Source organism: Streptomyces sp. SUK 48, from assembly GCF_009650765.1.
Classification (GTDB): domain Bacteria; phylum Actinomycetota; class Actinomycetes; order Streptomycetales; family Streptomycetaceae; genus Streptomyces.
The window spans coordinates 702,023-722,953 of the sequence record NZ_CP045740.1; the positions used below are offsets into that span (position 1 = coordinate 702,023).

Genomic DNA, 20,931 nt, shown 5'->3' on the forward strand with positions numbered 1-20,931 from the left:
GGAGGGGGACAGGGGACGCGCGCGTCGAGGCGTGCTCCCGGTGCGCCCTGGCGGTCCACGGGAAGCGGCGGTTCCGATAGCCTCGGGACGTGACGGAGCAGCACGAAGAACATGCGCAGCGGTTCGAACGGGGCACGGACGGGCCGAAGGTGATCCTGGTCGGCGTGGACGGCTCCGAGTCCTCGATGCGCGCCGCCGCCTACGCGAGCGGTCTGGCCCGGCGGCAGCACGCGCTGCTCGCGGTGGTGTACGTGCGGCCGGTGCTGGCCGCCGGGGCGGCGCTCGGGGCGCCGGTGATGGAGACGACCGACGAGATCGCCGAGGATCTGGTGACGCAGATCCGGGAGGCGGCCGAGCGGGTCCGCGGGATATTCGAGGTGCGCTGGGAGTTCCACACCTTCCGGGGCGACCCCTACGCCGGACTGGTGACGGCGGCCGAGGAGCTGACGGCGGACGCGGTGGTGGTGGGCGCCTCGGAGCAGGCCGGGCACCGGATCATCGGGTCGGTGGCGGTGCGGCTGGTGAAGGCGGGACGGTGGCCGGTGACGGTCGTTCCGTAGCGGCCGGGCGGGGCCACAGCAGCAGCGGGGTGGCGAGCAGCAGCGCCCCGGCGAGGCCGAGCGCGGTGCGCGGGCCGGCGAGGGCGGCGATCAGCCCCCACAGCGCGGTGAGGGCGGCCGTGACCGCCTTGCCGGTGACCGACCAGGCGGCCAGCACGCGGGCCACCCGGTCGTTCGGGGTCAGCTCCAGGCGCTCGGTGACGACGAGCGGGTTGAAGACGCCGCAGCAGGTGATCAGTCCGGCCTCGACGACCATCACCACCAGCAGTCCGCCCGTGCCGGGTCCGACGAAGGCGAGGCCGACCGGCCAGCAGGCGCGCAGGGCGCCCGAGACGCGCAGCACCCGGCGCCTGCCGTACCGGGTGGCGAGCGGGCGGGCCAGCCGGGAGCCGAGCAGTCCGCCGAGGCAGGGCACGGCGAAGGCGAGGCCGTACTGCCAGGGCGTGAAGCCGAGCCGGCCGAGCATGAGGACCGCGAGGACCGGCGAGCCGGCCATGATCAGCGCGTTGTTCAGCAGGACGTTGAGGAACAGCGGGCGCAGGGCGCGGCTGGTGAGCAGGTGCCGCCAGCCTTCGAGCAGTTCTCCGGCGCGGGGTGCGCCGGCGCGCTCGGGGACGGTCTCCGCGCGGCCGACGGCGCGGATGCCGAGCGCGGAGAGCAGATAGCTGACGGCGTCCGCGGCCACCGTGGTCACCGGCCCGAGCAGGCCGACGAGGGCGCCGCCGGCCGGGGGGCCGAGGACGCTGGCGGTCCAGGTCGTGGACTCGAACCGGCCGGCGGCGGTGAGCAGGCCGTCGGGCGGCACGAGCGCCTTGAGGTGGGCGCCGGAGGCGGCGGTGAAGGTGATGTCGGCGGCGGCGACGACCACGGAGACCACCATGAGCTGCCCGAAGCCGAGCACGCCGAGCGCATGGGCGGCGGGCAGGGTGAGCAGCGCGGCGCCGCGCACGAGGTCCGCGGTGATCATCACCGGCCGCTTGCGCCGGAACTCGATCCAGGGCCCGAGCGGTACGGCGGCCACCGCGCCGACGGCCACCCCGACCGAGGCGAGCAGCGAGACCTGGGCGGCGCCCGCGTGCAGCACGATGACCGCGATCAGCGCCAGCGCGTCGAACGCGAGCCAGGTACCGAACGTACTGACCGTGTACGCGGCCCACAGCCACCCGAACCGCCGACCCAGCTTCATCCACAACCTCCCGTTGACCCGGGACATGAAAACCACCAGGTGGGGTGCGGAGCAAACAACCGGGACACCGTCAGCCACAACCATGGGTTGTACCGCGGGAGGCGGTGGCTACGATGGCGGCGTGGATCTCAAGGCCGTGCGCACCTTCGTCGCCGTGGCGGACACCGGGCAGTTCCAGGAGGCGTCGGCCGTTCTCGGCATCACCCAGCAGGCCGTCTCCAAGCGGATCGCGGCGCTGGAGAAGGAGCTGGGGGTACGGCTGTTCACCCGGACCGCGCGCGGGGCACGGCCGACCATCGACGGGCAGGCGTTCCTGCCGCACGCCCGCGAGCTGCTGCTGGCCGAGGAGCGCGCCGCCGCCTCGGTGCGGCCCGGCCGGCGGGCGCTGCGCGTCGATGTGGTCGGGGCCCGGCTCGGCCCGGCGGGGCTGCTGCGCGACTTCCACCGGGCGCACCCGGAGACGGCCCTGGACGTGGTGACCCTGTTCGACGCAGACACGGCCGTCGCCGCGGTCCGCGCGGGCACCATCGACGCGACCTTCCGCGCGGTCGGCACCCGGCTGCCCGCGGGGCTGCGGGCGGCCCGGGTCCTGGACGAGCCGGTGCAGCTGCTGACCGGCCCGCGGCATCCGCTCGCCGGGGCCCGCTCGGTGACCCCGGCGCGGCTGGCCGGGCACCGGATCTGGATGCCGGGCCTGGTGGCGGGCACCGAGTGGGCGGCGTACTACGCGGCGCTGGCCGCCGAGTTCGGGCTGACCATCGACTCGGTGGGCCCCGACTTCGGCTCGGAGGCGCTGCTCGACACGATCGCGGACTCCGCCTCGCTGGCCACCCTGGTCGCCGAGGGCATCCGGCTGGTCTGGCCCCAGGGGCACGATCTGCGGCGGATTCCGCTCACCGATCCGACGCCGGTCTATCCGCACTCCCTGGTGTGGGCCGCGGCGAACGCGCATCCGGGGCTCGCCGCGCTGCGCGCCCATCTCGCCGAGCGGCCCCCCGCCCGCCCGTCCTCGCGTGCGTGGACCCCGGCCTGGGCCGTGCGTGGCGCCTTCCCTGCGCGGCACCCCTGAGCCATCATGATCCGCCGTCAGCCGTTTGCCGTCGGTGAAGAGGTGAGGCGTATGGCAAGACTCCGCGCGGGTGAGGGCATTCTCCGCCGCAAACCCATCGAGCACATCGAGGACACGGAGGTCGGCGAGGGGCCCCGCCTGGAGCGGTCCCTCGGGCTGTGGCAGCTCACCGCGATCGGTGTGGGCGGCATCATCGGCGCCGGCATCTTCACCCTCGCCGGTACGGTCGCCAACGGCACGGCCGGGCCCGCGGTGCTGCTGTCCTTCCTGATCGCCGGCGCGGCGAGCGCGTGCGCGGCGCTGTCGTACGCCGAGTTCGCGGGGCTCATCCCGAAGGCCGGCTCGGCGTACACCTACGGCTACGCGGTGCTCGGCGAGTTCGCGGGCTGGTTCATCGGCTGGGACCTGCTGCTGGAGTACACGGCGATCGTGGCGGTGGTCGCGATCGGCATCTCCGGCTACTTCGGCTTCCTGGTCGAGCAGATGGGCGCGAAGCTGCCGCACTGGATGATGGGCGCGCCCGGCACCGGGGCCGGGCACCGGGTGGACCTGTTCGCGATGCTCCTCTGCCTGCTGATCGCCTGGCTGCTCACCCTCGGCATCCGCAGCGCGGCCCGCTTCGAGACGATCGTGGTCGCGGTGAAGGTGCTGGTGGTGCTGCTGGTCATCGGGGTCGGCATGTTCCACATCGACAGCGCCAACTATCACCCGTTCTTCCCCTACGGGATCAGCGGCGCCTTCACCGGCGCGGCGACGGTGTTCTTCGCGGTCTTCGGCTACGACGCGATGTCGACCGCCGCCGAGGAGTCCAAGGACGCGCAGCGGCACATGCCGAGGGCGATCATCTACTCGCTGGTGATCGCCATGGTGCTGTACGTGGCGGCCTGCCTGGTGCTGACCGGCATGCAGAACTACCGGGACATCGACAAGGAGAGCGGGTTCAGTACGGCCTTCAAGTCGGTCGGGCTGAACGCGCTCGCGGACGTGATCGCGGTGGGCGCCATCATCGGCATCCTCACCGTGATGTTCACGTTCATGCTCGGAGTCACCCGTGTCTGGTTCTCCATGTCCCGGGACGGTCTGCTGCCCCGCTGGTTCGCCAAGACGCACCCGACGCGGCATGTGCCGACCCGGGTGACCTGGATCGTCGGGGCGGCGTCCGCGCTGATCGCCGGGTTCCTGCCGATCGGGGAGGCGGCCGAGCTGACCAACATCGGCATCCTGCTGGCGTTCGTGGTGGTCTGCGTGGCGGTGATCGTGCTGCGCCGGCGGCGCCCGGACCTGCCGCGCGCCTTCCGTACGCCGGGGGTGCCGTTCGTGCCCGGGCTGGGTGTCGTCTTCTCGATCTGGCTGATCACGTTCCTCCAGTGGCAGACCTGGGTGCGGTTCGCGGTGTGGTTCGTGATCGGCTGCCTGGTCTACTTCACCTACTCCTACAAGCGTTCGGCGCTGGCCGAGCGGCGCCCCGGCTGATCACTCCCCCATCACGAGGCCGTCGTCGGCGGCGCCCCGGCTGAGCACCACGTCCCGGATCCGGTCGCGGACCCCGGCGAGGTCGGCCCCGCCGGCGACGGCCCGGTTCACGTCGAGCACGCGCCCGGCGTCGAGGTCGTACATCTGCGGCACGAACTCGGCCCGCGTCACCTGCCAGCGCTCGCCGGCCCGGGCGGGCGGGGCGAAGGTGAAGCGGGCGAGGGTGGACTCGTTGCCGCGCGGGTCCCGGGAGCCGTCGCCGGCGTCCAGTTCGTCGGAGATCTGGTCGCCGAGGCCGTAGACCACCCAGGTCCCGTTGACCTTCTCGTACGGCTGCGGGACATGGGTGTGGCTGCCGAGGATGAGGTCGATGTCCGGGCGGCGGCCGTCGGCGGCCGCGGTCAGCCTGCGGGCGAGGGCGGCCTGGTCCTCGGTGGGGGCGTCGTCGCCGTTCGCGCCCCAGTGCAGGGAGAGGACGACCACGTCGGCGCCGGCCTTGCGGGCGGCGCGGGCGTCGGCGGTGATCCGGTCCGCGTCGATCGGACCGAGCGCCCAGGGCTGCCCGTCCGGCAGCGGCCGCTCGGTGTCGAAGGTGTACGACAGCTGCGCGACCGTGGCGGAACCGGCCCGGTAGCGGGCCGGGCGCCGGGACTCGTCCGCGCCGCGGGCGGTGCCGACGTGCCGCAGGCCCGCCGCGTCCAGCGTGTCGAGGGTGCCCCGGATGCCGTCGGCGCCGTTGTCCAGGGCGTGTTCGGAGGCGGTGGCACAGCCGTCGTAGCCGGTCATGGCGAGGTCCTGGGCGAGCTGCGGCGGGGACAGCGGGGCCGCGCCGCCGATGCCGTCCTCCAGGTGGCACAGCGCCAGATCGGCGCCGTGGACGAGGGGTTCGACGCCCGAGAGCATGGGCCGGAAGTCGTAGCCGCCGCCCGAGGCGTCGGCGGAGGCGCGTTCGAGGACGGCGGGGTGGGTGAGGATGTCGCCGGTGGCGACGAGGGTGAAGCCGTGCCGCGCCGCGGGCGGCCCGGCGGCGCCGCCCCGGCCGGAGTCCTGGCGGACCTGCTGGGAGCAGGCGGCCGCCGCCGTGAGGACGGCGGTCAGGGCCAGGGCCACCTGGTGTCTGCGTCCGATCATCGGCTCACCCCTTCGGATCTGCGTCAGCACGTCAGTACGGCTGTCGTATTTACCGACCTTGCCGTGACGGGCATATGGGTATGAAGCCGACTCTCCGTCCAAACGGTCCGCGTCCCCTCATTGACCCATCCGGGGCCTTGGCGAGAGGCGGGCGGACGCGTCCGGGCGGCTGTGAAGACTCTCACGCCGCTCGGCCGTGACGTGCTTGTCCTCGTGTACGCCCCCGGGACCGGTGTGGCGCACGCGGCGCGCGCCCCCGGCACCTCGCCCGGTACCGTGAGGTCCCGGGCGTTCCGCGCGCTCCACGCCCTGCGCGGGGAGCTTCCGGATGGCGCGGCCGACCTGCGCTGAAACCGGGTCTCAGGTCAAACCTCGGCAAAGCGCCTTGCTGTGGGCCCCGTTGGGGCAATGGGCTGTCCTCATCCGCGTTCCGGGCGAGGGCGGGTCCCCGGGGATCGGGCGGCCCGTACGCACCGGAGGAAGGGCAGGAAGGAAATGCCGCACAGAGGTCACGAGGGCACCGACGGCGCGGACGGCGTCGGCGGTGCCGAACTGGTCGTTCCCATGGCGTGGTTGTACGCCGAGTACATCGCCGACGAGCTGCTGCGCACCGGCGATCTGATGCCGCCGACGTCCTTCGAGTTCCGGGCGGGCCGGGACGCGCTGGCGCTGACCGTCTTCCTGTCCGACACCGAGGGGGAGCTGTCCGGCATCCGGGTCGTCTCCCAGCTGGAGAACTGGCTGTCGCTGACCGCCTGCGACCATCCGTGGCAGGACTGGGTCCGCGCCCGCATGGCCGACCTGACCGCCGACGCCGCCGGCTCCCCCTCCCCCGACCTGGCCCTCGCGCAGGACGCCTGGCGCTGGCTGGAGGAGACGGAACTCCTCGCCACCGACCTGGACGCGGTGCCGGGCGGGATCACCCCGGCCGACGAGGACGACGGCCCGAAGGTGTGGACGCCGGCATGGCAACTGGGGCTGCCGCTCGGGCACTTGGCGATCCACCTGTTCTGAGGCGGGGGCGCCGGCCCCCTCACTTCAGCAGACGGGACAGGCGTCGGTCCGCCAGGGGTTTGCCACCCGTCTGGCAGGTGGGGCAGTACTGGAGGGAGGAGTCGCTGAAGGAGACCTCGCGGATGGTGTCGCCGCAGACCGGGCACGGTTCGCCGGTGCGGCCGTGGACGCGCAGGCCGCTCTTCTTCTCGGACTTCAGGCGGCCCGCGGCCACGCCCCGGGAGCGCTCGACCGCCTCGGTCAGCGTGGTGCGCAGCGCCTCGTAGAGGTGGCGGGTCTCCTCCGGGGTGAGGGAGGCGGCGAGTTTGAAGGGGGACATCTTCGCGGCGTGCAGGATCTCGTCGCTGTACGCGTTGCCCACCCCCGCGATCAGGGACTGGTCCCGCAGGGCGCCCTTGAGCTGCCGTCTCTCGCCCGCGAGGAGGGCCGCGAAGCGCGTCTCGTCGAAGTCGGCGGCCAGCGGATCGGGGCCGAGGCGGGCGATCCCCGGCACCTGCGCCGGATCGCGCACCACGTACACCGCGAGGCGCTTCTGGGTGCCCGCCTCGGTGAGGTCGAAGCCCTCGCCGGTCTCCAGCGCCACCCGCAGCGCGAGCGGGCCCTTGCCCGGCTTGGGCGGTCCGTCCGGCAGCCGGTCCCGCCACTGGAGCCAGCCGGCGCGGGCCAGATGCGTCACCAGGTGCAGCCCGCTGTCCGCCTCGAGGTCCAGGAACTTGCCGTACCGGCGCACCTCGGTCACCCGCGCGCCCTCGAGGGCGGTGACGGGAGGGTCGTACGTCTTCAGCACGCTGACGGCGACCGGCAGCACCCGCGCCACCCGGAGGCCGACCAGGTGCTCGGCGAGGAAATCCGTCAGCGCTTCCACCTCGGGCAGTTCCGGCATACGTCCAGAGTGCCACCCGCCACCGACAACGCCCCCGGGCTCACCCGTTCAGCCCTCCCCCGTTCGGCCCTCGCCCGTTCGGCCCTCCCTCTCTCGATCCTCGCTCAGCCGGAACTCGCACCACACCGCCTTGCCGCTGCCCCGCGCCTCCACGCCCCAGTCGTCGGCCAGCATCTCCACCAGCAGCAGCCCCCGCCCGGACACGCCCTCCTGGCCCGCGTCCCGGCGCCTCGGCAGCGCGCTGGAGGAGTCCTCCACCTCGATCCGCAGCCGGTGCCCGGCGCCGGCGAGGGACCGCAGGGTGACGATCGCCGCGCCCTCGGTGTGCACCAGGACATTGGTCATCAGCTCGTCCGCGGCCAGCTCGATCTCGTCCGCGCGCTCACCCGCGCCCCACGCCCGCACCGCCGATCTGATCATGTGCCGGGCCTGGGTGAGGGCCTCCGGGTCGCCGGGCGCCACATGCTGCTGGACCCGGCCGCAGGCCCGCACGGTCTCCGGCTCCCGGCGGCGCAGCAGAAGCAGGGCCACGTCGTCCTCGCCGCCGCGCTCCTCGGCCGCCTGGATCAGCCGGTCGGCGAGGTCGTCCACGTCCTCGGGCCCGCCGCAGACCTGCTCCGCGAGGCCCCGCATGCCGTCGTCCAGGTCGGCGCCGGGCTGTTCGACCAGTCCGTCGGTGCACAGCAACAGGGTCTCGCCCGGGTCGAGTTCGAGGGTGGAGACGGGGTAGTCCAGGCCGCCGAACTCCGCCGAGAGCCCGAGCGGCAGTCCGCCCTCCACCGGGAGGCGCCGGCAGCCGCCGGGCCCGCGCATCAGCGGGTCGAGGTGGCCGGCGCGCACCATCTGCACCACCCCCGTGGACAGGTCGGCCTCGGCGTACAGGCAGGTGGCGAAGCGGTCGGTGTCGAGTTCGTGCAGGAAGACGGAGGCGCGGGCCATCACGGCGGCCGGGGTGTGCCCCTCGGCGGCGTAGGCGCGCAGCACGATCCGCAGCTGGCCCATCACGGCCGCCGCGTGGGTGTCGTGGCCCTGGACGTCGCCGATGACCGCGCCGACCCGGCCGCCGGGCAGCGGGATCACGTCGTACCAGTCGCCGCCGATGTCCCGGCCGAGCGCGCCCGAACGGTAGCGTACGGCGATGTCGGCGCCCGGCACGTCCGGAATGGTGCGCGGCAGCATGGCCTGCTGGAGGCCCTGGGCCAGGTCCTTCTGCTGCTCGTAGAACATGGCCCGCTGAAGGCTCTGCGCGATGCTGGCGCCGAGCGCGACGAGGACGCCGCGTTCCTCGTCGGAGAAGCCGCGCCGGTCGCTGTAGAGCAGGCCCATCGCGCCGATCGGGCGGCCCTGGGCGATCAGCGGCAGATAGGCGGCCGAGGCGATGCCCAGATGGGTGATCTGCGGCCACAGCAGCGGGTACTCCCCGGCGAACTCCTCCGGCGTCTCGACGAACCGGGGGCTCAGCGTGCGCACGACCTCGCTCATCGGATACGGCTCGTCGATCCGGTTCACCTGGCTGGCCGGCACGAAGCTGCCGGGCGGCGCCTCCGCGACGAGCCGGATCCGCCCGGCCTCCACCAGGGCCATCACGAAACTGGCGGCGCCCAGGCGGCGGATGCCGTGGGTGTCCTTGAGCACGTCGATGACGTCCTGCACGGTGCGGGCGTGCGCGAGGGCCGCGGAGACGACCTGGACGATGTTGGTCTGCTGCCGGAAGGCCAGCTCCTGCGCCGCGCGCACGCTCCGGGACGTGCTGTCGGCCAGTTCCTCGGTGGCGTCCCGGACGATGCCGACGACCCTGCGGGGGCGCCCGGCGTCGTCGCGGCGGATGTAGCCCTGGGTGTGGGTCCAGCGCGGGGTGCCGTCGCGGCAGCGGATGCGGAAGTAGGCGCCGTAGTTCTCGCCGCCCTCCTTGATGACCTGGGCGATGAGGGCGTCGAGCCGGGCCGCCTCGGGCCGCGGTACCCGCAGGACCAGGGATTCGGGGCGCCCGTCGAACTCCTCGGGCAGCAGGTCGAAGACCTCGTGCGCCTCGGCGTCCATGTGGAACAGGCCCTTGTCCAGGTCCCAGTCGAAGGTGCCCATGTGGTTGAGCGCCAGAATCGGGTCCGGGTGGGCGGGCCAGTCCTCCGGGAGTGACAGGGCACTCGCTCCCCGATCAGCCATGGGCCCACCTTGCCAGGATTCGCCGGATTCTTCGACCGGTCCGGCGGTCAGCCGCCGAGCACGTCGGCGGGGGTGGGGACGGCTCCCCCGGCGCCACCGCCGCTGGGGTCGGGCAGGGCGGGCGTGTCCGTGACGTTGGGCGGCCCGATCTCGTCCGGGCCCTGCGGCATGAGGGAATCGCCGAAGGGAGCCGAGTTGTAGAGGGAGGTGTCGGGGGGATAGGCGAGGGGGTCGAGGAGGGAGGGGGCGGCGGAGGGAACGGTGGCGGGGGCGGGCTCGGAAGCGTCCGGCGGGGCCGCCGAGGCCGAGGAAACGGCCGAGACGGGGGGTACGGCACGTGCCTCGGGGGAGGCGGCGGGGCTGGCCGTACTCCGGCCGGGGGAGGCGGAAGCACGGCGGACATCGGCAGCCGGAGTGCCGTGGCCGGTCACAGCGGGAGCGCTGGACGCGTCGACCGCACGGGTGCCCTGGCCGGTCCCGGTCGACGCCGGAGCCCTGGACGCATCAGCCGCCCGGGGGCTCTGGCCGGTCTTGGCGGGAGCGACGGAGGCACCGGCCTTGCGAGCCGCGTCGCCCGTCACAGCCCGAGAACGAGCCGCATCGGACGTCGGCGTGACGCGACCGGACGCAGCCGGAACCCCGGACGCATCGGACGTGCGGGTGCCCTGCCCGGTCGCCACCGGAGCACCGGACGCATCAGCCGCCCGGGTGCCCTGCCCGGTCGCGGCGGAAGCGGCAGAGGCACCGGCCTTCCGAGCCGCGTCGCCCGTCACAGCCCGAGAACGAGCCGCATCGGATGTCGGCGTGACGCGACCGGACGCAGCCGGAACCCCGGACGCATCGGACGTGCCGGTGCCCTGCCCGGTCGCCACCGGAGCACCGGACGCATCAGCCGCCCGGGTGCCCTGCCCGGTCGCGGTCGCCGCCGGAGCACTGGACGCGTCGACCGCACGGGTGCCCTGGCCGGTCTTGGCGGGAGCGACGGAGGCACCGGCCTTGCGAGCCGCGTCGCCCGTCACAGCCCGAGAACGAGCCGCATCGGACGTCGGCGTGACGCGACCGTTCACAGCCGGAACCCCGGAACCATCAGCAGCCCGGGTTCCGTCGCTCGTCGACGCCGGTGCGCTGGACGCGTCACCCGTCCGCGTCACGTCCCTGGTCGCATCCGAAGTGCCGCGCGCGTCGGGCGCCGTAGTCACCCGCTCGTCCGTCACGTGCGTGCCGCGCCCGTCGGCGGAGGCGGCGCTGCGCGAACCGCTCTCCGCCCTCCCTCCGGCGCTCCGCGAACCCGTCTCCGTCCCCCTTCCAGTGCTCCGCGAACCCGTGTCCGCCCTCCCCTCGGCGTTCCGCGTCCCCGTCTCCGCCCGCTCTCCGGCGCTCCGCGTCCCCATGTCCGAGCGGCTTTCCCCCCGATCCGCCGCCCGGCGCTCCAGCACCCCCGTGCCCCGCTCCCCCGTGTCGGTCCCGTTCGCTCGTGTACGGCGATCATCCGCGCGCTCACCACGGCCCTCGCCCCGCCCCGGTGTGACCCGTCCCGTGTCGATCACCGCGCCCCCGATCTCGCCCGTCGCCGTGTTCGACCTGCTCCCCTCGGGACTGGGCCGGCCGGTGTCCGGCCGGGACGGGTGGGGGAAGCCGGTGAGGCCCGGGTCCGGGGGCGCGGTGTCGGCGACGGCCGGCGGAGCCACGAGGTGGTCGTTGCGGACGTCGGGGCCGAGCCGGCGCTCTATCCACGTGTTCGTCCCGGCGTCCAGCAGCGTGAGGCTGCCGACGGCCTGGGGCGCCGGGGTCACCACGATGACCTGGTTCGGCCGGTAGCCCGACCACGCGGTGCCGCGCGCGCCGACGCCGCCCCGGGCCTCCTGGGGCGGCCGCAGCGGGTTGCCGCAGGCGCAGCGCACCCGGGGCACGCCCCGGTCGTCGACCAGCACGGCGGTGCCGGCCTGGAGCACGGCCTGGTACCCGGTGATGCGCCCGTCCCGGTAGCCGTGATTGGTGACCCGGGTGTCCGCGCGCAGCAGGACCGGGGTCAGGGCGCGCAGGTATCCGGGCAGATCCGTCCGGGAGACACCCGCCACATGGGCGAACGCGTCCCCCCGGGCGGGGTCCGCCGTCAGCCCCCCGATCTGCCGCTCGACATCGCAGCCGGCGACGCGGACGCTGCCGCTGTAGAGCCCCGGGGTGCCGCCGGACAGGGCGCGCGCCGCCGCCAGGGGGGCGACGGCGAGGCCGGCGGGCGGCGCGCTGGCGTCGGCGGTACGGCCGGTGCCCGTCGGCCGGGGCGTGCCGGTGCGGGCGGGGCCGGTCGCCGTGGAGGCGGTGAAGGGGTTGGGCCCCCGCTCGGCGGCGGGCTGGAGGAAGACCTCCTCGCCCAGCTGGGCCTCCTTGACGGCGGCGCCCGCACACCCGGTGAGGAGCAGCGCCACCGAGAGCAGCACGCAGGCCATGACCATGGATCCGGTGGGTATGCGCACCGTGCACTCCGCATCACTGTGGGTGAATTATCACTATTATTTGCTTTGCTCCCGTTTCGCTGGCAACTCGGGGGACCGGTACGAGGGAGGCGAGGCGGCCGTGGACTGGTTCACCGCACCCGACTACTGGCTGAGCCGGCTGGTCCTCCAGCGGGCGCTGGCCGCCGTGTACCTCGTCGCGTTTTCGGCGGCCGCCCTCCAGTTCCGGGCGCTGCTGGGCGAGCGCGGGATGCTGCCGATCCCGCACTACGTGGCGCGGATCCGCTTCCGCCGGGCGCCGAGCCTGTTCCAACTGCACTACTCGGACCGGTTCTTCGCGGCCACGGCCTGGACGGGGTGCGCGGTGTCGGCGGCGCTGCTCGCCGGGGCGGACGCGCTGCTGCCGCTGTGGGCCGCGATCGTGCTGTGGCTGGTGCCGTGGGCGCTGTATCTGTCGATCGTGAACGTGGGCCAGACCTGGTACGCGTTCGGCTGGGAGTCGCTGCTGCTGGAGACCGGTTTCCTGGCCGCGTTCCTCGGCAACGACCGGGTGGCGCCGCCGGTGCTGGTGCTGTTCCTGCTGCGCTGGATCCTGTTCCGGGTGGAGTTCGGCGCGGGGCTGATCAAGCTGCGCGGCGACGCGTGCTGGCGCGAGCTGACCTGCCTCTACTACCACCACGAGACCCAGCCGATGCCGGGCCCGCTGAGCTGGTTCTTCCACCATCTGCCCAGGCCGCTGCACCGGGTGGAGGTCGCCGCCAACCACTTCACCCAACTCGTGGTGCCGTTCCTGCTGTTCACGCCCCAGCCGATCGCCTCGGCCGCCACCGCGCTGATGATCGTGACCCAGCTGTGGCTGGTGCTCTCCGGCAACTTCTCCTGGCTGAACTGGATCACCGTCGTGCTGGCGGTCTCCGCGCTGCGGCTCCCGGCGACGGCTCCGTCCCTGCCGTCCGCGCCCCTGGGGTACGAGATCGTGGTCCTGGCCCTCGCCGCGCTGCTGTTGTTCCTCAGCTATCGCCCGGTGGTGAACATGGTCTCCCGACGCCAGGTGATGAACCGCTCCTTCGATCCGCTGCACCTGGTCAACACCTACGGCGCGTTCGGCAGCGTCAGCCGGGTGCGCTACGAGGTGGTCGTGGAGGGCACCTTGGACGAGGTGGCCCGGCCGGACGCGGACTGGCGCGAGTACGAGTTCAAGGGCAAGCCGGGCCGACTGCGCCACTGGCCGCGCCAGTTCGCGCCGTACCATCTGCGCCTGGACTGGCTGATGTGGTTCGCCGCGCTGTCGCCCGCGTACGCCGGGGAGTGGTTCGGCGGCCTGGTGGAACGCCTCCTGGAGAACGACCGCGCCACGCTGCGGCTGCTGCGCCGCTCCCCCTTCCCGCCGGACACCCCGCCGCGTTATGTCCGCGCCCGCCTCTTCCGCTACCGCTACACCTCCTGGCGGGAGTTGCGGGAGACGGGGGCGTGCTGGGACCGGACGTACGTGCGCGAGTACCTGCCGCCGACCCGGCTGGCCGCAGCGACCGAGAGGCCGTAACCCGTACGCCCACGCCCCCGCCGTGCTCCCACCCGCGCCCGCGCCCGGCCAGCGCGACCCCGGGCACGGTCAGGGGTGCTTCAGACCCTGCGCAACCGCAGCGTCATCAGTTCGAACGGGCGCAGCCGTACGGTGATCCGCTCGCCCTCGCGGACCGGCTGCGGCGCGTCCGCGAGCGGGCGTTCCAGCAGGTCGGTGACCGTGAGGCCACTGAAGGCGAAGCCGGCCGTGAGGGTGGGCCGGGCGCGGCCGCCGTGGGCCTCGTGGAAGCGGATCACCACGTCGCCGCTGCCGTCGTCGGCCAGCTTGACCGCCGTGACGACGACCGCGTCGTCGTCCACGGTGATGAGCGGGGCGACGTCCCGGGCGCCGGTCGTACGGCGCTCGGGCAGGTTGACCCGCCAGCCCTCGCGGACCGCGTCGGCGATCGAGGCGCCGGGCACCAGGGCGTGCCGGAAGCGGTGCCTGCCCTGGTCGGTGTCGGGGTCGGGGAAGCGCGGGGCGCGCAGCAGGGAGGCGCGGACGGTGGTGGTCGTACCCCGGTCGCCGTCGGTCCGTACGGTGCGGGTGACGTCGTGTCCGTACGTCGCGTCGTTGACGAGGGCCACGCCCCAGCCGGGTTCCTCCAGGTGGACGAAGCGGTGGTTGCACGCCTCGAACTTGGCCGCCTCCCATGAGGTGTTGGTGTGGGTGGGACGGAAGACGTGCCCGAACTGGGTCTCCGACGCGTACCGTTCGGCGTGCAGGTCGAGCGGGAAGGCCAGTTTCAGGATCTTCTCCGTCTCGTGCCAGTCCACTTCCGTGTCGACGACCAGCCGCCGCTCCCCCCGGGGCAGCGAGAACACCTGGGTGGCACGGGAGTCGCCGAAGGAGCGGACGATCCGTACCGATGCCCCGTCCTCGCCGACGCCGATCCCGTCGGCGTCCGTGAGGTCGGTGACGGTGTTGCGGTAGAAGGAGTCGACGTCCCAGGCGTCCCACATGTTCGGGAGATCCTGGTGGAGTTGGAGGAGGCCGGCCGCCGCGCCGGGGGCGACGCCCTCGCGGTCGGCGGTGAGATCGCGGGCGGAGACGATGAGGCCCCGGGCGTCGATCTCCACGTGCAGCAGCCCGTTGTCGAGCACGTACCCGCCCGCCGCGCGGGGCTCGGGCACCGCCCCGGCGCCCGCGCCCGGAGCGGGCCGGGCGCCCGCCGCCGGCACCCCGGCGTGCTCGTACGGCGCCGCGTTGAACACCAGCTCCCGCGTTCCCTCCCCCGCCAGCGCCCGCTGCGCCCCCGCGATGACCGCCTCCAGCTCCCCCGCGACCCGCGCGTAGGTCGCCCGCGCCTCCCGGTGCACCCAGGCGATGGAGGAGCCGGGCAGGATGTCATGGAACTGGTGCAGCAGGACCGTCTTCCAGATGCGGTCCAACTCCTCGTACGGGTAAGGGTGTCCGGTGCGTACGGCGGCGGTCGCGGCCCACAGCTCGGCCTCCCGGAGCAGATGTTCGCTGCGCCGGTTGCCCCGCTTGGTCCCGGCCTGGCTGGTGAGGGTGGCGCGGTGCAGTTCCAGGTACAACTCCCCCACCCAGACGGGGGCGTCGGGGTATTCGGCCGCCGCCTTGCCGAAGAAGGCGCCCGGGGTCTCCCAGACGACGGCGGGCGAGCCCTCCAGATCGCGCAGCCGGGCCGCCCGGCCGGCCATCTCGCGGGTGGTGCCGCCGCCCCCGTCGCCGTAGCCGGTGGGCGCGAGCGAGTGCCGGGCGCGGCCCTTCTCCCGGAAGTTGCGTGCGGCGTGGGCGAGTTCGGAGCCGTGCAGGGTGCAGTTGTAGGTGTCGACGGGCGGGAAGTGGGTGAGAATCCGGGTGCCGTCGATGCCCTCCCACTGGAAGGTGTGGTGCGGGAAACTGTTCGTCCTCGACCAGGAGATCTTCTGGGTCAGCAGCCACTTGGCGCCCGCCGCCCGGATGATCTGCGGCAGCCCGGCCGCGAACCCGAAGGTGTCGGGCAGCCACACCTCCTCGTTCTCCAGGCCGAACTCCTCCAGGAAGAACCGCTTTCCGTGCACGAACTGCCGGGCCATCGCCTCCGAGCCGGGCATGTTGGTGTCCGACTCCACCCACATCCCGCCGGCCGGCACGAACCGCCCCGTCGCCACCGCCTCGCGCATCCGCGTCCACACCTCGGGCCGGTGCTCCTTCACCCAGGCCCACTGCTGGGCCTGCGACATGGCGAAGACGAACTCCGGCTCGTCCTCGATCAGGGCGGTCATGTTGGCCGCCGTGCGGGCCACCTTGCGCACCGTCTCGCGCAGCGGCCACAGCCACGCCGAGTCGATGTGGGCGTGTCCGACCGCGCTGATCCGGTGGGCGGAGGGGACGGCGGGCGCGGACAGGACGCCGGTCAGCCGCTCGCGGGCGCGGGCCGCCGTGCCGTTCACGTCCTGGAGGTCGACGGCGTCCAGGGACCGTTCGACGGCACGCAGGATGTCGTACCGGCGCGCGGAGTCCACCGGCAGCTCGGCCATCAGCTCGCCGAGCACCTCCAGGTCGAGGACCAGCTGCCACACGGTGTCGTCGAAGACGGCGAGATCCATGCGGGCGAGCGTGTACTGCGGCGCGCTCCCGGCGGTGCCCTTCTCGCCGAAGGGGGTGGGCCCCGGCCCGAAGACCAGCGGGTTGGCGGCGGCCTCGATGTGCAGGCACACCGGCTCGCCGCCCGCGACGGGGGCCCCGATCCGCACCCACTGGTTGCGCGGGTTCAGGCCCTTCACCGGGGTGCCGTCGGGCCGGTACACCAGGCCCTCGCACTGGAATCCGGGCAGGTCCTGCGCGAAGCCCAGGTCGAGCAGGGCCTCGACGGTCCGGCCCGCCCACGCCTCGGGCACGGTCCCGGTCACCCGGAACCAGCTGGTGCCCCAGGGGGCGCCCCATGGGGTGCCCACCTCGACCGGCCGGAGTTCGGCGGCGAGCCCCTCGGCCACCGGCACCGGCTCGCCGGGCGCGTGCCACACCGCGACCTGGAGCGGCACGGACGCGGGGTACACGGCGGGGCGGATGCGCTCGGTCAGGACGCGGCGCAGGCGGTCCTCCACCAGCGTGCGGTCGTCATGCATACGGGATGCTCCCTGCTGGGTTCCGGGCGTTCACGGCTCACGGGGGAGGTACGTCGGACTGCTTCGGGCTCGGTTTCGTCCGCGCTTCGGGCCCGCTTCGGACCCGCTGAGGAACGCATTCCCCTCCGACGGCCGCCGGACCCTCGACGTACCGTGCCCGACGAGGCACAGTTCTCCCTGCGCCCCTGTGCGTACCGGCGAGTAGCCGACGATCGACCGAGGAGTGCCGTGGGGAACTGGGCCGGGCGGAGCGCCGCCGACATAGCCACCGCCGTGCGGGAGAAGCGGGTCACGCCACGGGAGGTGGTGGCGGAGCACCTGGCGCGGATCGAGCGGTACGACGGGCGGATCGAGGCGTTCCGCACCGTACGGGCGCGCGCGGCGCTCGCCGAGGCGGAGGAGGTGGGCTCGCGCGCCGGGCTGGCCGGACTGCCGCTCGCGGGCGTGCCGGTGGCGGTGAAGGACAACCTGGCGGTGCGCGGCGAGGCCCACCGTGACGGCTCCGCCGCGACCCCGGACGCCCCGGCGGCCGAGGACCATGTCACGGTGGCCCGGCTGCGGGCGGCGGGCGCGGTGGTCGTGGGTCTGACGAACGTGCCCGAGCTGTGCGTCTTCGGTACGACCGAGGGGCCGTACGGCGCCTCGCGCAACCCCTGGGACACCACGCGCACGGCGGGCGGGTCCTCCGGGGGCAGCGCCGCCGCCGTGGCCGCGGGGTTCGTGCCGCTCGCGCTCGGCAACGACGGCATGGGCTCCCTGCGCATCCCGGCGGCGAACTGCGGGCTCGTCACGGTGAAGCCGGGGCACGGGGTGGTGGCGGCGGGGATCGGCAACGGCGACTGGTTCGGCATGTCGGAGAACGGCCCGCTGGCCACCACGGTCGAGGATCTGCGGCTGATGCTGGGCGTCCTGGCCGGCCGGGACTTCCCCGCCGCCGGGGAGCCCGCGCGGCGCACGATCGCCGTGGCCCTGCGCAATCCGCTCCCCGTGGCGGGCGTCGGCGGCGCGTACGCGGGCGCGGTCCGGCAGGCGGCGGGGGCGCTGGCGCGGGCGGGCCACCGGGTGCGCCGGGCGGAACCGCCGTACCCCCTGACGATGGGGGTGAGCGCGCTCAAGCACTGGACGGCGGGGACGGCGGTGGACGCCGAGGGGCTGGACGCGGCGCGGCTGGCCCGGCGCACCCGGGTGCACGCGGCGATCGGCCGGCGCTTCGTCGGCCAGGTCCGCACCGGCAGCGAACGCGAGCGCCTGCGCGCCCGGCTGACCCCGTTCCTCACCGAGCACGACGTGCTGCTCACCCCGGCGCTGGCCCGCCGCTCCCCCGCCGCCGGACCGTGGCACGAACGCGGCTGGCTGCGCAACGTCCTCGCCAACTCGGCCTACTCGCCCTTCACCCCGCCCTGGAACCTGACCGGCTGGCCCGCGATGTCCGTCCCCGTCGGCACCCTGCCCTCGGGCGCCCCCGCCGCCGTCCAACTGGTGGGCCGCCCCGGCACGGAGGCCGTCCTGCTGGACCTGGCCGAGGAATTGGAGCACTCACTGCCATGGCACCGCACGGCACCTCTGGGCGACTGACACACCGGGGCCCGGAAGCCGATCGGCTTCTCTGATCGGCATGGGCGCGATGCTCGCATCGCACCCATGCGCGGCGACGCCGAACGGGGATCAGTCCACGCTCGGCAGGATGTGGGGTTCGGCGAGGTCCTCCTCGTAGCCGGCGAGGCGGATGGGGGCGGACCGGGCCCACACGTCGAGGCTGCCGAGTTCTCCGGGCCGGCGGCCCGGGCGCTCCGGGTACTCTTCGGGCTTTGCTCGCGTTTCGTCTTCTCCGGTGTCACCGCGCACTCCTTATGTGTCGGGTCACCCTCGGGGCGTACCGGACAATCTGCGCTCCGGCGCTCGCCGCCCGCTCAGGTCTGGATGGAAGGCCAGTTCGGGCGCGGTGGCGCCGGTACTTCAGGTGGAGCGGGCCGATGATCCACGGCACACTCCTCGGCGGACGAAATGGGTGGGGGTGGGACCCCTTTTCGCTGCCCGTCCACTCCAGATTAACCAAATGAGCGGACTGCCGCTCGATAGGGAATGCAAACAAGGGGTAACTATCACGCTTCGAACGGCAACCCAATACCGTCCAATATGCAGCTATCCATAACAAAGCGCATCGCGGAATCGACGCTCCGTATCACCCGTTCGGCGTACGCCGGGCAGTCCCGCGCGTCAGTTCAGGTGCCGTTGGCCGGACCGCAAGCTCACCATGGTCTGCTGGCGCCCGACACGGTCCTCTCGCGGAAGGACGGACGCATGGAGCTGCGCAGCGTCGAGGAGCTGATGGAGCTGCTGCACGCCGGGCGGCCCCGGCACGCGCTGCGGACCGCCGCACTGCTGCGCCGCGGCCGCCCCGCCGACAAGGAGCTCCAGGTGGCGGGGCTGGTGCAGGGCATCGGGCCGCTGCCGGGTACGGGCGGCGAGGCGGACTCGGCACGCCGGGCCGCCGCGGCGGTACGGCCGCTGCTCGGGGAACGGGTGTTCCGGCTGCTGCGCGGGGACGCGGGCGCCGACGAGGACGTCCTGCGGCTGAGCCTGGCCCGCGAGGAGGCCCGTACGGCGGGCTTCGACGCCGGTGTGCTGGAGGACTGGCGCACGGTCCTGGAACTGGTTGCCGCGCGCCACCGCCGGCTGGACGCGGTCGACTGACCCCCGGGGCGGACCCCGGGACGTCAGTGCGCGGCGCCCGCTACCACTTGCCGGGCGCGTAGTCCTTGAGGAAGACGCCGTACACGTCGTCGCCGTCCTCGCCGCGCACGATCGGGTCGTAGACGCGGGCCGCGCCGTCGACCAGGTCGAGGGGCGCGTGGAAACCGGCCTCGGCGAGGCGCAGCTTGTCGTAGTGCGGGCGCTCGTCGGTGATCCAGCCGGTGTCGACGGAGGTCATGAGGATGCCGTCGGTGTCGAACATCTCCTGGGCGCTGGTCCGCGTCACCATGTTCATGGCCGCCTTCGCCGCGTTGGTGTTCGGGTGACCGGCGCCCTTGTAGCCGCGGCTGAACACCCCTTCCATCGCCGAGACGTTGACGACGTACGACCGTCCGCGCGCCGCCTTGCGGGCCGCGTCGGCCATCGCCGGGCGGAGCATGCTGATCAGGATGAACGGCGCCGTGTAGTTGCACAGCTGGGTCTCCAGCAGCTCCACCGGGGAGATCTGCTCGATGGACTGCACCCAGGTGTTGGAGTCCACGACGTCCGGGACCAGGCCGCCCGCGTCGATCGCGGTGCCGTCCAGGTGCCGGGCGACGCTCGCGTTGCCCGCGACGAGCGCGAGGTCGGCGACCTTCTGCGCGTCCAGGCCGCTGGCGCCGATGGGCAGCGCGGCGATGCCGTCCACGGCGCCGGAGTTGAAGGCGCCGATCACCTGGTGGGCGGGGAGCTCACCGGCGGGCAGCGGGGCGCTCTCGCCCTCGACCAGCGCGGCGTACGCCGCGGGCAGCCGGCGTACGGTCTGCGTCGCGTTGTTGATCAGGATGTCGAGCGGGCCCGCCTCGGTGACCCGCTCGGCCAGCGACACGGCCTGCGCCGGGTCGCGCAGGTCGATGCCGACGATCTCCAGGCGGTGCAGCCAGTCCGCCGAGTCCTCCATCGCCTTGAAGCGGCGGATGGCGTCCTTGGGGAACCGGGTGGTGATCGTCGTGTGCGCGCCGTCGCGCAGCAGCCGCAGCGCGATGTACATGCCGATCTTGGCGCGGCCGCCGGTGAGCAGGGCGCGCTTGCCGGTGAGGTCGGCGCGGGCGTCCCGCTTGGCGCGGTTCAGGGCGGCGCACCGGGGACAGAGCTGGTGGTAGAAGTAGTCGACCTCGACGTAGCGGGTCTTGCAGGTGTAGCAGGAGCGCGGGCGCTGGAGTATGCCCGCGATGCGGCCCTCCTCGACCTTGGAGGAGGGCAGGATGCCCTCGGTCTCGTCGTCGATGCGCTCGGCGGAGCCGGTGGCCGTGGCCTCGGTGATCGCGCGGTCGTGCGCGGTCTTGGCGGCCCGGCGCTCCTGGCGGCGGCGCTGCTTGACCGTCCGGTAGAGGGACGAGGTGGCCCGGCGCACCAGGATCGCGTCGGGGTGGTCGACATCGATCGTGTCGAGCTCCTCCAGCACGCTGAGGCAGAGGGCCAGGCGCTCGGGGTCGATCCCCGGGCCGTGGACGACCTCTTCCGCGGCCATGGGGTCCGTGGCGGCCATGGAGCCGTCTTCTGTCACCGTCATCGCGCTGCCGTTTCCCTGATCCCGCGCAGCGCTCCGATTCGCGCCCGCTATCGAACGCGAAATTTTAACGGAGCCCGGGACCAGGAAGCGAAACCCGATCGGAGCAGGGGGGCGA

At 73.6% G+C, this 20,931-nt stretch carries 15 protein-coding genes and 1 pseudogene; 8 read left to right on the top strand and 8 right to left on the bottom strand.

Annotated elements, in window-relative coordinates:
* Positions 1-89 precede the first annotated feature (89 nt).
* A complete protein-coding gene (locus tag GHR20_RS03115; protein ID WP_111584970.1) occupies positions 90-560 on the top strand; it encodes a universal stress protein in 471 nt (156 codons plus the stop codon).
* Here the strand turns inward: GHR20_RS03115 and GHR20_RS03120 are convergent.
* Entirely contained in the window at positions 496-1,746 is a 1,251-nt protein-coding gene (locus tag GHR20_RS03120; RefSeq protein WP_243877884.1) for an MFS transporter, read from the bottom strand. The genes GHR20_RS03115 and GHR20_RS03120 overlap by 65 nt on opposite strands.
* A 121-nt stretch (positions 1,747-1,867) precedes the next feature.
* Between GHR20_RS03120 and GHR20_RS03125 the strand changes: the two genes are divergently transcribed.
* Together GHR20_RS03125 and GHR20_RS03130 are read left to right on the top strand one after the other, a co-directional pair.
* Complete coding sequence (locus GHR20_RS03125) at positions 1,868-2,815, top strand: LysR family transcriptional regulator (protein WP_148025482.1); 948 nt, start codon at positions 1,868-1,870, stop codon at positions 2,813-2,815.
* 51 nt (positions 2,816-2,866) lie between these two features.
* A complete protein-coding gene (locus tag GHR20_RS03130; protein WP_153812111.1) occupies positions 2,867-4,288 on the top strand; it encodes an amino acid permease in 1,422 nt (473 codons plus the stop codon).
* Here GHR20_RS03130 and GHR20_RS03135 read toward each other — a convergent pair whose 3' ends face one another.
* Positions 4,289-5,419, bottom strand: coding sequence for a CapA family protein (locus GHR20_RS03135; protein WP_153812112.1), 1,131 nt, complete (start codon positions 5,417-5,419; stop codon positions 4,289-4,291).
* Between the two features lie 159 nt (positions 5,420-5,578).
* Between GHR20_RS03135 and GHR20_RS03140 the strand changes: the two are divergent.
* Positions 5,579-5,770: pseudogene (locus tag GHR20_RS03140) on the top strand (sigma factor-like helix-turn-helix DNA-binding protein); the annotation flags it as partial.
* A gap of 144 nt (positions 5,771-5,914) precedes the next feature.
* Positions 5,915-6,433 carry a hypothetical protein gene (locus GHR20_RS03145; protein ID WP_111584964.1) on the top strand — a complete coding sequence of 173 codons (519 nt, stop codon included), beginning with the start codon at positions 5,915-5,917 and terminating at the stop codon, positions 6,431-6,433.
* Between the two features lie 19 nt (positions 6,434-6,452).
* Here GHR20_RS03145 and GHR20_RS03150 read toward each other — a convergent pair whose 3' ends face one another.
* From GHR20_RS03150 to GHR20_RS03160, 3 genes are read right to left on the bottom strand one after another with little or no spacing between them, the layout of a single operon-like run.
* Positions 6,453-7,316, bottom strand: coding sequence for a DNA-formamidopyrimidine glycosylase family protein (locus GHR20_RS03150; RefSeq protein ID WP_153812114.1), 864 nt, complete (start codon positions 7,314-7,316; stop codon positions 6,453-6,455).
* Between the two features lie 48 nt (positions 7,317-7,364).
* Entirely contained in the window at positions 7,365-9,479 is a 2,115-nt protein-coding gene (locus GHR20_RS03155; protein ID WP_153812115.1) for a SpoIIE family protein phosphatase, read from the bottom strand.
* Positions 9,480-9,526: 47 nt separating this feature from the next.
* The gene (locus tag GHR20_RS03160) at positions 9,527-11,953 is read right to left on the bottom strand and encodes a DUF6777 domain-containing protein (RefSeq protein WP_153812116.1); all 2,427 of its coding nucleotides are present in this window, start codon (positions 11,951-11,953) and stop codon (positions 9,527-9,529) included.
* A 100-nt stretch (positions 11,954-12,053) separates the two neighbouring features.
* On the opposite strand from GHR20_RS03160, the gene GHR20_RS03165 reads away from it, so the two are divergent.
* A complete protein-coding gene (locus tag GHR20_RS03165; RefSeq protein WP_153812117.1) occupies positions 12,054-13,475 on the top strand; it encodes a lipase maturation factor family protein in 1,422 nt (473 codons plus the stop codon).
* A gap of 80 nt (positions 13,476-13,555) precedes the next feature.
* On the opposite strand, the gene GHR20_RS03170 is transcribed toward GHR20_RS03165, so the two are convergent.
* Positions 13,556-16,570 (bottom strand): glycoside hydrolase family 38 C-terminal domain-containing protein, encoded by a 3,015-nt coding sequence (locus tag GHR20_RS03170; RefSeq protein ID WP_153812118.1) that lies wholly within the window; start codon positions 16,568-16,570, stop codon positions 13,556-13,558.
* A gap of 228 nt (positions 16,571-16,798) precedes the next feature.
* Between GHR20_RS03170 and GHR20_RS03175 the strand changes: the two genes are divergently transcribed.
* A complete protein-coding gene (locus tag GHR20_RS03175; RefSeq protein WP_153812119.1) occupies positions 16,799-18,145 on the top strand; it encodes an amidase in 1,347 nt (448 codons plus the stop codon).
* 90 nt (positions 18,146-18,235) lie between these two features.
* Here the strand turns inward: GHR20_RS03175 and GHR20_RS03180 are convergent, their stop codons facing one another.
* Positions 18,236-18,415, bottom strand: a complete 180-nt coding sequence (locus GHR20_RS03180; protein ID WP_153812120.1) for a hypothetical protein — start codon at positions 18,413-18,415, stop codon at positions 18,236-18,238.
* A gap of 456 nt (positions 18,416-18,871) precedes the next feature.
* On the opposite strand from GHR20_RS03180, the gene GHR20_RS03185 reads away from it, so the two are divergent.
* Positions 18,872-19,264: a hypothetical protein gene (locus GHR20_RS03185; RefSeq protein ID WP_148025492.1), complete on the top strand. Its 393-nt coding sequence runs from the start codon at positions 18,872-18,874 to the stop codon at positions 19,262-19,264.
* 40 nt (positions 19,265-19,304) lie between these two features.
* Here GHR20_RS03185 and GHR20_RS03190 read toward each other — a convergent pair whose 3' ends face one another.
* The gene (locus GHR20_RS03190; RefSeq protein WP_153812121.1) at positions 19,305-20,816 is read right to left on the bottom strand and encodes an SDR family NAD(P)-dependent oxidoreductase; all 1,512 of its coding nucleotides are present in this window, start codon (positions 20,814-20,816) and stop codon (positions 19,305-19,307) included.
* Positions 20,817-20,931: the final 115 nt, after the last annotated feature.

Bases quoted from the DNA above. Each gene is read 5' to 3' on its own strand.
- GHR20_RS03120 (WP_243877884.1), bottom strand. From the start codon at position 1,746: ATGAAGCTGGGTCGGCGGTTCGGGTGGCTGTGGGCCGCGTACACGGTC.
- GHR20_RS03130 (WP_153812111.1), top strand. From the start codon at position 2,867: ATGGCAAGACTCCGCGCGGGTGAGGGCATTCTCCGCCGCAAACCCATC.
- GHR20_RS03135 (WP_153812112.1), bottom strand. From the start codon at position 5,419: ATGATCGGACGCAGACACCAGGTGGCCCTGGCCCTGACCGCCGTCCTC.
- GHR20_RS03145 (WP_111584964.1), top strand. From the start codon at position 5,915: ATGCCGCACAGAGGTCACGAGGGCACCGACGGCGCGGACGGCGTCGGC.
- GHR20_RS03150 (WP_153812114.1), bottom strand. From the start codon at position 7,316: ATGCCGGAACTGCCCGAGGTGGAAGCGCTGACGGATTTCCTCGCCGAG.
- GHR20_RS03155 (WP_153812115.1), bottom strand. From the start codon at position 9,479: ATGGCTGATCGGGGAGCGAGTGCCCTGTCACTCCCGGAGGACTGGCCC.
- GHR20_RS03170 (WP_153812118.1), bottom strand. From the start codon at position 16,570: ATGCATGACGACCGCACGCTGGTGGAGGACCGCCTGCGCCGCGTCCTG.
- GHR20_RS03185 (WP_148025492.1), top strand. From the start codon at position 18,872: ATGGAGCTGCGCAGCGTCGAGGAGCTGATGGAGCTGCTGCACGCCGGG.
- GHR20_RS03190 (WP_153812121.1), bottom strand. From the start codon at position 20,816: ATGACGGTGACAGAAGACGGCTCCATGGCCGCCACGGACCCCATGGCC.